Source organism: Streptomyces sp. NPDC041796, assembly GCF_055590785.1.
Genome location: NZ_JBVJAH010000015.1, coordinates 85,387 through 97,404 on the forward strand (window position 1 = coordinate 85,387; position 12,018 = coordinate 97,404).

Genomic DNA, 12,018 nt, shown 5'->3' on the forward strand with positions numbered 1-12,018 from the left:
CGCCCCGGCGAGACGGGTGGGCACCAACGGTCCGCGGACGAACGCCGGAGCCCCCGGTCAGGGGCGGAGCGCGGTGAGCTGGTCCAGGAACCAGCGGGCCGGGGGGAGGGCGGTGGCCGCCGAGGCGAGGCGCTTGGTGCGGTCCGCGCGCTCGGCGGGGGGCAGGGTCAGCGCCTCGTGGAGGGCCTCCGCCGTGCCGACCACGTCGTACGGGTTCACCGTGATCGCGTCGTCGCGCAGCTCCTCGTACGCCCCCGCCTCCCGTGACAGGACCAGCGCGCAGCCCGCGTCGGAGACGACGGGGACCTCCTTGGCGACGAGGTTCATGCCGTCCCGGATCGGGTTGACCAGCGCCACGTCCGCCAGGCGGTACGCGGCGAGCGAGCGGGCGAAGTCGTCCTCGACATGGAGGATCACCGGGGTCCAGCCGTCCCGGCCGTACTCCGCGTTGATCTCGTCGGCGAGCCGGGACACCTGCGCTGTGTACTCCCGGTAGACCGGCAGGTCCTGGCGGGAGGGGTAGGCGAACGCGAGGTGCACGACGCGCTCGTGCCACTCGGGGCGCTCGGCCAGCAGGTGCCGGAAGGCCAGGAGGCCACGGACGATGTTCTTGGACAGCTCGGTGCGGTCGACGCGGACGATCGTCCGGCGGTCGGGGCCGATCTGGTCGCGCAGCATCGCCATCCGGTCGTCCACGTCCGGGCGGCGCGAGCGGTCGCGGAGGAAGTCGGCGTCCGCGCCGAGGCCGTGCACGCCCAGTTCGGTACGGCGGTGCCGCCCGTGGGCCCCGTGCTCGACGCTCGGCGGAAGGTCCTTGGGCCAGTGCGTCGTCACGTCCATGTCCCGGAGGGAGGACGCGCAGCAGGCCTGGAAGGCCCGCAGCCAGCGCCAGGTCAGGAACCCGAGCCGGTCCGCGCCGAGCATGCCGAGGAGGAGCTCCTCGGCGATGTCGTCGGGGAGCATGGCGAAGTACTCGGGAGGCGCCCACGGGGTGTGCGAGAAGTGGCCGATGCGCAGGTCCGGGCGGATCTCGCGGAGCATCCCGGGGACCAGCGCCAGGTGGTAGTCCTGCACGATGACGACCGCGTCGTCGGCCGCCTCCTCGGCGAGGGCCTCGGCGAAGGCGCGGTTGTACAGGCGGTAGGCCACCCACTGGCGCCGGAACTCGGCGTCGAACACGGGCTCCAGCGGAGTCTGGTACAGCATGTGGTGCACGAACCACAGCACGGAGTTCGCGATGCCGTTGTAGGCGTCGGCGTGCACGGCCGCGTCGATGTCGAGCATCTTGACGCCCGGCTCGGCCGCGAAGCCCTGCCGCACCGCCTGCCGGTCGCCGTCGCTCAGCGCGGCGCACACCCACAGCGCGCCCGCGTCCGGCCCGATCGCGGAGAGTCCCGACACCAGCCCGCCGCCGCCGCGCCGGGCGTCGAACGTCCCGTCCTCGCGTGGCACGTAGCTGACCGGACCGCGGTTCGAGGCGACAAGAATCTGGGCTGCCATGGAGACGAACCTAGCCCGTTGCGGAAACGCTCAAACGTACGGCAGTCAGGCCACCCGGCGGCGCCGTGCGTACTCGGCCACCTCGATCATCGGCGGCCGTTCCTCGGTGTCGACGTCGTGCGTACGCGGTACGAAGCCGTCGTCCCCGCGGTCGAACTGCGTCAGCCGTGGCCGCACCAGGTGCCCGCGCGACAGCCGGAGCTGGGCCGTCCGGTAGATCGCGGCCGCCATCCGGCCCAGTGCCCGCTCGTCCTGGTGCCGGTGCTTGCGCACGCCCACGTCCACCTGGGCGAGGGCGTCGAGGCCCACGGTGTGCAGGGCGTCCACGAGGAGGCCCAGCTCCACTCCGTAGCCGACGGGGAAGGGGAGGCGTTCGAGGAGGGAGCGGCGGGCCGCGTATTCGCCGCCCAGCGGCTGGACGAACCCGGCGAGCTGGGGCCAGTGCAGGTTCAGCAGCGGCCGTGCCACCAGCTCGGTCACCCGGCCGCCCTGTCCAGGGGAGCCCGCCAGGGGCCGGTCGTACATCGCCTTGACGAGGTGGACGGACGGGTCGGTGAGGAGAGGGCCGACGATCCCGGTGACGAAATCGGCCGAGAAGTCACGCAGGTCGGCGTCGACGAAGCAGACGATGTCGCCGGTGGTGGCGAGGAGGGAGCGCCACAGCACCTCGCCCTTGCCGGGGACGGCGGGTATGCGGGGGAGTATCGCGTCCCGGTGCACCACGTCCGCCCCGGCCGCGGCGGCGACCTCCGAGGTCCGGTCGGTGGAGCCCGAGTCGATCACCACGAGTTCGTCGACGAGCGGGACGGAGGCGGACATCAGCTCGCGGCGGATCACCGTGACGATGTCGCCGACCGTCGCCTCCTCGTTCAGCGCGGGCAGGACGACACTGACGGTCGTACCGTGCTTGGCCGCGAGCAGCCGGTCGAGCGGTCGGTCGGCCACGGACCAGGACCGCCGCTCCAGCCAGCGCTCCACCTCTTCCAGCACGTGATCTCCATCTCGCGTATCGGACGACCATCTCAAGCGTCCAGGGGTTCGGTTACAGTCTTGAGCAACGCGGACGACCCTCACATGCCGGGTCCCCGCGAAAACAATCGAATACCGCTCATCCAGAGGGGCAGAGGGATACGGCCCGTTGAAGCCCCGGCAACCCTCCAGTCGGCACTCGCAAGCTCTTGCGCGAGGCCCCGGCTAGGGAAGGTGCCAAATCCGTCTCATGGCGAAGTGCGCCATGAGGAAGATGAGGAGAAAGGGCCTCGCCTCCATGGCTGTACAGACTGTCGCCACCGCCAAGAACGTCGACCTCGGGCCTGCTTCCGCCCTCTCCTGTCGCGAATGCGGCGAGCGCTTCGAGCTCGGCCCCATTTTCGCCTGTGAGCTGTGTTTCGGGCCGCTCGAGATCGCCTACGACCTGCCGGTGGGTGACCCGGAAGCCCTGCGCAAGCGGATCGAGGCCGGTCCCGCCAACATCTGGCGGTACGCCCCTCTCCTGCCCGTGCCGGCCGACGTGGCGGACAAGCCGAACCTGAACCCCGGCTGGACCAAGCTCGTCCAGGCCGACAACCTGGCGCGCGAGCTGGGCGTCGAGCCGGGCAAGCTCTTCGTCAAGGACGACTCGGGCAACCCGACGCACTCCTTCAAGGACCGCGTCGTCGCCCAGGCGATCGAAGCGGCGCGCGCCTTCGGCTTCACCACCCTGTCCTGCTCGTCGACGGGGAACCTGGCGGGTGCCGTCGGTGCCGCCGCCGCGCGGGCCGGCTTCCGTTCGTGCGTGTTCATCCCGCACGACCTGGAGCAGGGCAAGGTCGTCATGGCCGCGGTGTACGGCGGTGACCTCGTCGGTATCGAGGGCAACTACGACGACGTGAACCGCTTCTGCTCCGAGCTCATCGGTGACCCGCTGGGCGAGGGCTGGGGCTTCGTGAACGTCAACCTGCGGCCGTACTACGCGGAGGGCTCCAAGACCCTCGCGTACGAGATCTGCGAGCAGCTCGGCTGGCGGCTGCCCGACCAGCTCGTCGTCCCGATCGCGTCCGGCTCCCAGCTCACGAAGATCGACAAGGGGCTCCAGGAGCTCATCGCGCTGGGCCTGGTCGAGGACAAGCCGTACAAGATCTTCGGCGCCCAGGCGGAGGGCTGCTCCCCGGTGTCGACGGCCTTCAAGGCCGGTCACGACGTCGTACGGCCCCAGAAGCCGAACACCATCGCCAAGTCGCTGGCCATCGGCAACCCGGCCGACGGCCCGTACGTCCTGGACATCGCACGCCGGACCGGTGGAGTGGTGGAGGACGTCGACGACGAGCAGATCGTCGACGCGATCAAGCTGCTGGCGCGTACGGAGGGCATCTTCGCCGAGACGGCGGGTGGCGTGACCGTGGGCGTGACGAGGAAGCTGATCGAGGCGGGTGTGCTGGACCCGTCGCTGACCACGGTCGTGCTCAACACGGGCGACGGCCTGAAGACCCTGGACGCGGTCGCGCCGACCACCGGCCCGAGCGCGACGATCCGCCCGAGCCTGGACGCGTTCCGCGACGCCGGCCTGGCCTGACCCGTAGTACTGAGCCTGTACTGAAAGGCAGCAACACGACATGAGCGTCAACGTCCGCATCCCCACCATCCTCCGGACCTACACGGGCGGCAAGGCCGAGGTCACGGCGGAGGGCGCGACCCTGTCCGAGGTCATCGAGTCGCTGGAGAAGGACCACCCGGGCATCGCCGCCCGTGTCCTGGACGACCAGGGCAAGCTCCGCCGCTTCGTGAACGTGTACGTCAACGACGACGACGTGCGCTTCGAGGACGGCCTGGCGACCGCGACCCCGGACGGCGCGGGCGTGTCGATCATCCCGGCCGTCGCCGGCGGCTGCTGACCCACACAGCGTGACGGACATTGCCCCCTCCGCGAGAGAAGCGGAGGGGGCAATTCTGCATGGTTGAGCGCGGTAGAGTTGGGGAAGTCCCCGCCGCTGCCTGTGCCGCACGCATATGAGAGATTGCGCGGCTGCGACAAGATGCAGTCAATGTACCCCCGTGAATTGCGCCATTTGGGCGCTTTGCCGGGCCCGACTTGCCCGGGATTCTGGCCCATTCGGCCACATTTTCCGTTCACCCATGCTCGGATTTCTCGTCCGATTGACCTGTTGCAGACGGCAGTTGGGCAGATACATTCAGCGGCGGTCGACGCGTTCCGGCGCACGCCCGCACCTGTCAGCGGGTGAGGTCTGACCCGGGTCCGCGAAGTGCGGTCCTGTGCAAGGGCCAGTAATAGGGGAGTTAGGCATGGCTCAGGGCACCGTCAAGTGGTTCAACGCGGAGAAGGGGTACGGCTTCATCGCGGTCGACGGTGGTGCGGATGTTTTCGTCCACTACAGCGCGATCCAGATGGACGGCTACCGCACCCTTGAAGAAGGTCAGCGAGTCGAGTTCGAGATCTCGCAGGGCCAGAAGGGTCCGCAGGCGGACATGGTCAAGCTCGCCGCCGGCTGAGAGCCGCGTCGCGATCGACCGACCATCGACTGTCGACACCGCAAGTGACGAGGGGCTCGCGTTCCAGGGGACGCGAGCCCCTCGCGCGTGTCCGGACAACGCCCCGGATCTGCGGGAGGCGCTTGCACTCGCATGGGTCGAGTGCTAATCATTGGCGTTAGCACTCTGAAGGTGAGAGTGACAACGAAGGACCGGGTCGGTGAGGTCCGCAGGCCGGTGGGGCAAGGAACCACTTCAGGCAGGCAGGCCGTCCGTCGCGGGCGCCAGCGCGGTCCGGAGCATCCACCCCAGTCCGGGAGGACCACTTCACATGGCCAAGATCATCGCGTTCGACGAGGAGGCACGGCGCGGCCTCGAGCGCGGCATGAACCAGCTCGCCGACGCCGTCAAGGTGACCCTGGGCCCCAAGGGTCGCAACGTCGTCCTCGAGAAGAAGTGGGGCGCCCCCACGATCACCAACGATGGTGTTTCCATCGCCAAGGAGATCGAGCTCGAGGACCCGTACGAGAAGATCGGCGCCGAGCTGGTCAAGGAAGTCGCCAAGAAGACGGACGACGTCGCCGGTGACGGTACGACCACCGCGACCGTTCTCGCCCAGGCGCTCGTCCGCGAGGGTCTGCGCAACGTCGCCGCCGGCGCCAACCCGATGGCCCTGAAGCGCGGCATCGAGACCGCCGTCGAGGCCGTCTCCGGTGCGCTGCTCGAGCAGGCGAAGGATGTCGAGACCAAGGAGCAGATCGCTTCCACGGCCTCCATCTCCGCCGCCGACACCCAGATCGGTGAGCTCATCGCCGAGGCCATGGACAAGGTCGGCAAGGAAGGCGTCATCACCGTCGAGGAGTCCCAGACCTTCGGTCTGGAGCTGGAGCTCACCGAGGGTATGCGCTTCGACAAGGGCTACATCTCGGCGTACTTCGCCACCGACATGGAGCGTATGGAGGCGTCGCTCGACGACCCGTACATCCTGATCGTCAACTCGAAGATCTCCTCGGTGAAGGACCTCCTTCCGCTGCTGGAGAAGGTCATGCAGTCCGGCAAGCCGCTGCTGATCATCGCCGAGGACGTCGAGGGCGAGGCCCTGTCGACCCTGGTCGTCAACAAGATCCGCGGCACCTTCAAGTCCGTCGCCGTCAAGGCCCCGGGCTTCGGCGACCGCCGCAAGGCCATGCTGAACGACATCGCCATCCTCACCGGTGGCCAGGTCATCTCCGAGGAGGTCGGCCTCAAGCTCGAGAACGCCGGCCTGGACCTGCTGGGCCGCGCCCGCAAGGTCGTCATCACCAAGGACGAGACCACCATCGTCGACGGTGCCGGTGACAGCGACCAGGTCGCGGGTCGCGTCAACCAGATCCGTGCCGAGATCGAGAACTCCGACTCGGACTACGACCGCGAGAAGCTCCAGGAGCGCCTGGCGAAGCTGGCCGGCGGCGTGGCCGTCATCAAGGCCGGTGCCGCCACCGAGGTCGAGCTCAAGGAGCGCAAGCACCGCATCGAGGACGCGGTGCGCAACGCCAAGGCCGCCGTCGAGGAGGGCATCGTCGCCGGTGGTGGCGTGGCCCTGCTCCAGGCGTCCAGCGTCTTCGAGAAGCTGGAGCTCGAGGGTGACGAGGCGACCGGCGCCAACGCCGTCCGCCTGGCCCTGGAGGCCCCGCTGAAGCAGATCGCCGTCAACGGTGGTCTCGAGGGTGGCGTCATCGTCGAGAAGGTGCGCAACCTGCCCGTCGGCCACGGCCTGAACGCCGCTACCGGCGAGTACGTCGACATGATCGCCGAGGGCATCATCGACCCCGCCAAGGTGACCCGTTCCGCTCTGCAGAACGCGGCCTCCATCGCGGCGCTGTTCCTCACCACCGAGGCCGTCATCGCCGACAAGCCGGAGAAGGCCGCGGCCGGTGCTCCGGGCGGCATGCCGGGCGGTGACATGGACTTCTGATCCTCGCGGATCGGACACAGTCCTTTCGTTCCGAGGGCGGTACCCCTTCTCCCAGGGGGGTGCCGCCCTCGGGCGTTCTACGCTGGTGTCATGGCCGTCGACGTCCTGACCGAGACCGTGATCGACGCCCCGTGCGACCTCGTCGCCGCGTACGCCGCCGACCCGTCCAACGCGCCCGAGTGGTACGTGAACATCGTGTCGGTGGAGTGGGAGACCGAATCAGAGGTCCGGGCCGGCGCCAGGGCCGCCTTCGTCGCCCGCTTCCTGGGCCGGCGGCTCGTCTACACCTACGAGATCGTCGACCATGAGCCCGGGCGGCGGCTGGTCATGCGGGCCGACCAGGGGTCGTTCCCCATGGAGACCACGTACACCTGGGAGCCCTACGGCGTCGAGGGCGACCGGACGCGTATGACGCTCCGGAACCGGGGCGGAGGCGGCAGCCGTATCCTCGCCGCCGCGATACGCCGCGCCAACCGCAAGGACCTCGCGATGCTGCGGCACCTGCTGGAGACGCGCTACGGCCCCGGAGCCGCCTGAGCCCCGGGGCCGCGGTGGCGCTCTATCGCTTGAGATCCGCCACGAACGCGGACCAGGCGGCGGCCCGGAACACGAGCTGCGGGCCGGTGGGGTTCTTGGAGTCACGGACGGGGATGGCGTTCGGGTGGCCATCGGCGACTTCGAGACAGTTGCCGCCGCTCGCGTCGCTGTAGGTTGACTTGCGCCACTCAGTGATCTCGATCTTCATGGGCGTAATCCTCCGCCACTGATGCGATCAGGGCCAGGGATTCTTGGGGTGACAGTGCGCTGGCCCCGAGCAGATCGTAGGACAGTTCGTAGTGTTTGACCGTGCCCGGGTCGTCGTGCAACTGCCCTGAGCCCAGGCTTTCGAGGTAGGCCAGCGGGGGCGCGTCGTCGAAGGCCATCAGTTTGAGTGCGCCTGCCAGGGCCATGTGCGCGCCTGCCTTGAACGGGATGACCTGCACGATCACCCGGTGCGCGCGGCCCAACTCCGAGATGTGGTGCAGCGCCTCGGCCATCACCGCCGGCCCCCCGACCTCTCGGCGGAGGACCGCCTCGTCCAGGACCGTCCAGAACAGTGGCCTGGTTGGATCGTCGAGGATGTGCGTGCGAGCGAGTCGCGCCTCGACCAGTTCGTCGATGACGTCGTCCGAAGCGGTGGGGCGCCCGCCACGAAATACGGCTCGCGCGTACCGCTCCGTCTGCAGCACGCCCGGAATCAGCAGCGGGGCGTACTCCTTGATCGATGCGGCGACCGCTTCCGCTTCCGCCGCTTCCGCGAAGTGATCGGGATACCGCGACCTGTTGGCGGCCTTGCAGTTCCGCTGGAAGAACCCGTTCGTGCCCAGTATGTCGTCGATCTGTGCCGCGAACTCCGGCTGCATCCGTCGTGTACCGGCCTCCAGTTGGCCGATGAACGAGCCGCTGACGAAGAGCTTCTCGCCCAGTTTCTCCTGGCTGAAGCCCGCATTGTCGCGGGCGTGGCGCAGCTCGGCGCCGAGTAGTGCCCTGGGTGAGGAGGACGGGTCGAGATCCTTCGGACCGGGCATGTGTCAACTCCCGTTAGCACAGATGGGGTTGTTGGGCCGCCTTTGTGTTCAGACTAGCCGCGAATCGACCACGCTGTGTACAGAACCCGAACACTCAGCGTGGAGGTGCCTGGTCATGGGGATGCGATCGGTGGAGCAAGTGGTGGACCAGCTCCGGGACGAACTCGGCAAGGTGGGCGTCACCCTGCCGTCCCTGCGGGTCGACCCGGTGTCGGCCGCGAGCGACACGCCGTATCCGCTGGTGGAGCTGGGGCGTTGCAACGTGGACACCGCCATGCGCCTGGTCGCCGTCCTGCACGAGGCACGCCGGTGAGCGCGTCCGAGTACATGATCGACTCGCGTGACGGGCGGATCGGAGAGGTCATGGGCCACGTCGGCGGCTACGTACAGCTGCGCCCGCTGGGCGGTGGCCGGGAGTGGGACTGTCCGGTGGAGGCCCTGACGCCCGCTCCGCCGGGCGAGGTGCTGCGGGCGCGCGTTCGAGAACTGAACAGACAGGCGCGCCTGCCGTGAAGTGCCGGGTCCGTGCGCTGCTCACACGATCGTGGGACGCTGAGGAAAGGGGCGCTTCCCCGGCGCCCCGTCGATCTACATTCGCCTCCCTCAGGCCACGGGAGAAGGGACCCGCGATGACAGCCGCGACGGTCGAGAACGACCCGGCGCCCGAGACCCCCCCGACGTGGGAATTCATGCTGGACGCCTGGCGTGGGCTGGACGTGCCCGAGGGCTGGCGAGCCGAGATCGACAAGGGGAAGATTTTCTTGGTTCCGCCGCCTCACCGGCACCACAACTCCATCGCGGCCAGGGTGCAGCGCGCGCTGTACAAGCGGCTGCCCGACGAGTGGGACGTCTACCAGACGCTCGGTGTGCACATCGCCCCGCTGGACAAGTTGTACGTCCCCGACCTGGTGGTCATGCCGATCGATCTGGTCGAGGCCGCCGACCCGGACACCTACGACCCCGTCGACGCGTCCGAGGCCCTGCTGATCGTGGAGATCACCTCCAAGAACAACGCCACCGACGACCGGACCAGGAAGTACCACGCCTACGCGCGTGCCCTGGTCCCGATGTACCTGCTCATCGACCGGTACGACACCCGTGGCGCGATGGTCAGCCTGTTCACGGAGCCTCAGGACGGCACGTACAAGCACTCCGAACTGGTGCCGTTCGGGAAGGTGCTCACCCTGCCCGAGCCGTTCGGGGTCGCGCTGGACACGGCGGCGTTCCCCGGCGGCGCGGCCGCCGACGCGTAACGTCCGCGCCGCTTCTCATGCGACTCTCACCCGGGCCTTAACCCCTCGTCACGCCGCGTCCATAGCTTTCGCGGCATGTTCTTCACCTATCTCCGGCGCGAGTTGCGCCGTCGACGCAAGACGGCGCTGGTCGTCGCCTCGGGGCTCGCCCTCGGGATCGCGCTGGTCATCGTGGTCACCTCGGTCACCGCCGGGATGAAGCAGGCCCAGGGCAAGGTGCTGGAGTCGCTGTACGGGCTGGGGACCGACATGACGGTCACCAAGGCCGCCTCGCCACCCGGGGAGGGGGATGCCGTACGGCGGCCGAGGTTCGAGTTCGACGCCAAGGAGGAGGGCGGCGGCGAACAGAGCCAGGACGTGGTCATGGTGCAGGGGTTCGAGACGCTCTCCGCCTCGACCGTCGCGAAGGTCGCCGGGCAGAACGGAGTCGCGGACGCCGTCGGCGGGCTGAACGCCCGGGTGTTGAAGGTCGACGGCCGGTTCGAGCGCGGTGAGGCCCAGCCCGGGCGGCCCGGGGACGGGCAGGGCCAGGGCGCGGGCGGTGGCGCGGTGCGCGGCGGCGGGGCCGACTTCGGGGTCGACTCGTACACCGTGTACGGGACCGACGTCGCCCATCAAGAGCTCGGCCCGCTGACCTCGTCGGAGATCACCTCCGGGCGTACGTTCACGGCGGCCGAGACGTCGGCCGACGTGGCGGTCGTCGACAGCGCGTACGCCAAGGAGCAGGGGCTGACCGTCGGGGAGAAGCTGACCATCTCCGGCACGGCGTACGGCGTCATCGGCATCGCGACCGCCGACAGCGGCGCCGCCGCCGCCAACGTCTACCTGCCGCTCGCCGAGGCACAGACGCTCGCCGGCGCCAAGGGCAAGGTGACGACGGTGTACGTCCGCGCGACCGACTCGCAGCGCATCGAAGACGTCGAGGACGCGATCCGGAAGAGCGTTCCGGGGACCACCGTCACCACGTCGGCCGACCTCGCCGAGACCGTCTCCGGGTCCCTGTCGACCGCCTCCGGCCTGGCGGCGGGCGTGGGCAAGTGGCTGTCGGCCGTGGTGCTGGGCGCGGCGTTCCTGGTGGCGGGGCTGCTGACGTCGTCGGCGGTCAGCCGGCGGGTGCGGGAGTTCGGCACGCTCAAGGCCCTGGGGTGGAAGAGCGGGCGCGTCACCCGGCAGGTGGCCGGTGAGGCGCTGGTGCACGGGCTGATCGGCGGGGCGCTCGGGATCGGCGCCGGACTCGCCGGGGCGTGGGCCATCACCGCGTTCAGCCCGACGCTCACGGCCGAGCTGGGCGGCGGGGGCGGGCGAGGCGTCGGCCCGGGTGGTGGCGGGCCGGTACGCGAGACGGCGTCCCGTGTCCTGGACATCGCGCTGACCGCACCCGTCTCCCTCACCACCATCGGGCTCGCCGTGGCCCTCGCCGTCGCGGGCGGCCTGGTCGCGGGCGCCTTCGGCGGCTGGCGCGCCTCGCGGCTGCGGCCCGCGGACGCGCTGCGCCGCGTCGGATAGATCCCTCACGCAAGACTGGAGTTGACAGCACATGTACCAGCTCAGTGGCGTCACCAAGCGCTACCGGCGCGGCAAGGAGACCGTCCGGGCCCTCGACGGGGTGGACCTGATCATCGAGGACGGTGGGCGGCTGGTGATCCAGGGCCCGACCGGGGGCGGCAAGTCCACGTTGTTGCAGATGCTCGGCGGCCTGGACCGGCCCTCGGAAGGACGCGTCCTCCTGGACGGCACCGACCTGGCGACGCTGCCGGAGGCGCGGCTGACGCGCGTGCGGGCGGAGAGGATCGGGTTCGTGTTCCAGAGTTTCAACCTGGTGCCGACGCTCTCCGCCCAGGAGAACGTCGAGACGGCTCTCGTACCGCTCGGGCTCAAGGCCTCCGAGCGGCGCGAGCGGGCGGCGGAGGCGCTGGTGTCGGTGGGGCTCGGCGAGCGGCGCGGACACCTGCCCGGTGAGCTCTCGGGCGGGCAGCAGCAGCGGGTTGCCATCGCGCGGGCGCTGGTGAAGCGGCCCGCCGTGCTGCTCGCGGACGAGCCGACCGGGAACCTCGACGAGTCGACGCGCGACGAAATCATGGACGTACTGGAAGGGCTGTGGGAGGAGAACGGGCTGACCTTCGTGATGGTCACCCACGACACGGCGCTGGCGCGGCGGGCGCCGAGGCTCGCGACGATCAGGCAGGGGCGGGTGACGATCAAGGAGCAGGTGGCGAGGAAGGTGCTTTAACCGCTGCCGAACGGGCCGTTCCCTGAGGCAGGATGGGTGCCAACGGCG

At 69.6% G+C, this 12,018-nt stretch carries 14 protein-coding genes and 1 riboswitch; of the genes, 10 read left to right on the plus strand and 4 right to left on the minus strand.

The window, feature by feature from the left end; all coding sequences use genetic code 11:
• Window positions 1-57: 57 nt before the first annotated feature.
• Window positions 58-1,500 (minus strand): alpha,alpha-trehalose-phosphate synthase (UDP-forming), encoded by a 1,443-nt coding sequence (locus ACZ6C1_RS27620; protein ID WP_469244260.1) that lies wholly within the window; start codon window positions 1,498-1,500, stop codon window positions 58-60.
• Window positions 1,501-1,545: 45 nt separating this feature from the next.
• Window positions 1,546-2,490, minus strand: a complete 945-nt coding sequence (locus ACZ6C1_RS27625) for a glucosyl-3-phosphoglycerate synthase (protein WP_469244262.1) — start codon at window positions 2,488-2,490, stop codon at window positions 1,546-1,548.
• Between the two features lie 115 nt (window positions 2,491-2,605).
• Window positions 2,606-2,750: riboswitch (SAM riboswitch) on the plus strand.
• A gap of 17 nt (window positions 2,751-2,767) precedes the next feature.
• On the opposite strand from ACZ6C1_RS27625, the gene thrC reads away from it, so the two are divergent.
• The 5 genes from thrC (at window position 2,768) to ACZ6C1_RS27650 (ending at window position 7,456) form a co-directional block, all read left to right on the plus strand.
• Complete coding sequence (gene thrC, locus ACZ6C1_RS27630) at window positions 2,768-4,051, plus strand: threonine synthase (protein ID WP_469244264.1); 1,284 nt, start codon at window positions 2,768-2,770, stop codon at window positions 4,049-4,051.
• A 40-nt stretch (window positions 4,052-4,091) separates the two neighbouring features.
• The gene (locus ACZ6C1_RS27635; RefSeq protein WP_469244266.1) at window positions 4,092-4,370 is read left to right on the plus strand and encodes a ubiquitin-like small modifier protein 1; all 279 of its coding nucleotides are present in this window, start codon (window positions 4,092-4,094) and stop codon (window positions 4,368-4,370) included.
• 409 nt (window positions 4,371-4,779) lie between these two features.
• Window positions 4,780-4,986: a cold-shock protein gene (locus tag ACZ6C1_RS27640; protein ID WP_008743607.1), complete on the plus strand. Its 207-nt coding sequence runs from the start codon at window positions 4,780-4,782 to the stop codon at window positions 4,984-4,986.
• Window positions 4,987-5,296: 310 nt separating this feature from the next.
• Window positions 5,297-6,919, plus strand: a complete 1,623-nt coding sequence (gene groL / locus ACZ6C1_RS27645) for a chaperonin GroEL (RefSeq protein WP_064067523.1) — start codon at window positions 5,297-5,299, stop codon at window positions 6,917-6,919.
• 90 nt (window positions 6,920-7,009) lie between these two features.
• Window positions 7,010-7,456, plus strand: coding sequence for an SRPBCC family protein (locus ACZ6C1_RS27650; protein WP_469244268.1), 447 nt, complete (start codon window positions 7,010-7,012; stop codon window positions 7,454-7,456).
• A 22-nt stretch (window positions 7,457-7,478) separates the two neighbouring features.
• Here ACZ6C1_RS27650 and ACZ6C1_RS27655 read toward each other — a convergent pair whose 3' ends face one another.
• Window positions 7,479-7,664, minus strand: coding sequence for a DUF397 domain-containing protein (locus ACZ6C1_RS27655; protein WP_469244270.1), 186 nt, complete (start codon window positions 7,662-7,664; stop codon window positions 7,479-7,481).
• Window positions 7,645-8,487, minus strand: coding sequence for a helix-turn-helix domain-containing protein (locus ACZ6C1_RS27660; RefSeq protein ID WP_469244271.1), 843 nt, complete (start codon window positions 8,485-8,487; stop codon window positions 7,645-7,647). Before ACZ6C1_RS27660 ends, ACZ6C1_RS27655 begins: the two co-directional genes overlap by 20 nt.
• 115 nt (window positions 8,488-8,602) lie before the next feature.
• On the opposite strand from ACZ6C1_RS27660, the gene ACZ6C1_RS27665 reads away from it, so the two are divergent.
• The 5 genes from ACZ6C1_RS27665 (at window position 8,603) to ACZ6C1_RS27685 (ending at window position 11,970) form a co-directional block, all read left to right on the plus strand.
• Window positions 8,603-8,800 (plus strand): hypothetical protein, encoded by a 198-nt coding sequence (locus ACZ6C1_RS27665; protein ID WP_469244272.1) that lies wholly within the window; start codon window positions 8,603-8,605, stop codon window positions 8,798-8,800.
• A complete protein-coding gene (locus ACZ6C1_RS27670) occupies window positions 8,797-9,000 on the plus strand; it encodes a hypothetical protein (RefSeq protein ID WP_469244273.1) in 204 nt (67 codons plus the stop codon). Before ACZ6C1_RS27665 ends, ACZ6C1_RS27670 begins: the two co-directional genes overlap by 4 nt.
• 116 nt (window positions 9,001-9,116) lie before the next feature.
• Entirely contained in the window at window positions 9,117-9,740 is a 624-nt protein-coding gene (locus tag ACZ6C1_RS27675) for a Uma2 family endonuclease (protein ID WP_469244275.1), read from the plus strand.
• A 75-nt stretch (window positions 9,741-9,815) separates the two neighbouring features.
• Window positions 9,816-11,246, plus strand: coding sequence for an ABC transporter permease (locus tag ACZ6C1_RS27680; protein WP_469244276.1), 1,431 nt, complete (start codon window positions 9,816-9,818; stop codon window positions 11,244-11,246).
• Between the two features lie 31 nt (window positions 11,247-11,277).
• Window positions 11,278-11,970, plus strand: coding sequence for an ABC transporter ATP-binding protein (locus ACZ6C1_RS27685; protein WP_469244278.1), 693 nt, complete (start codon window positions 11,278-11,280; stop codon window positions 11,968-11,970).
• Window positions 11,971-12,018 lie beyond the last annotated feature (48 nt).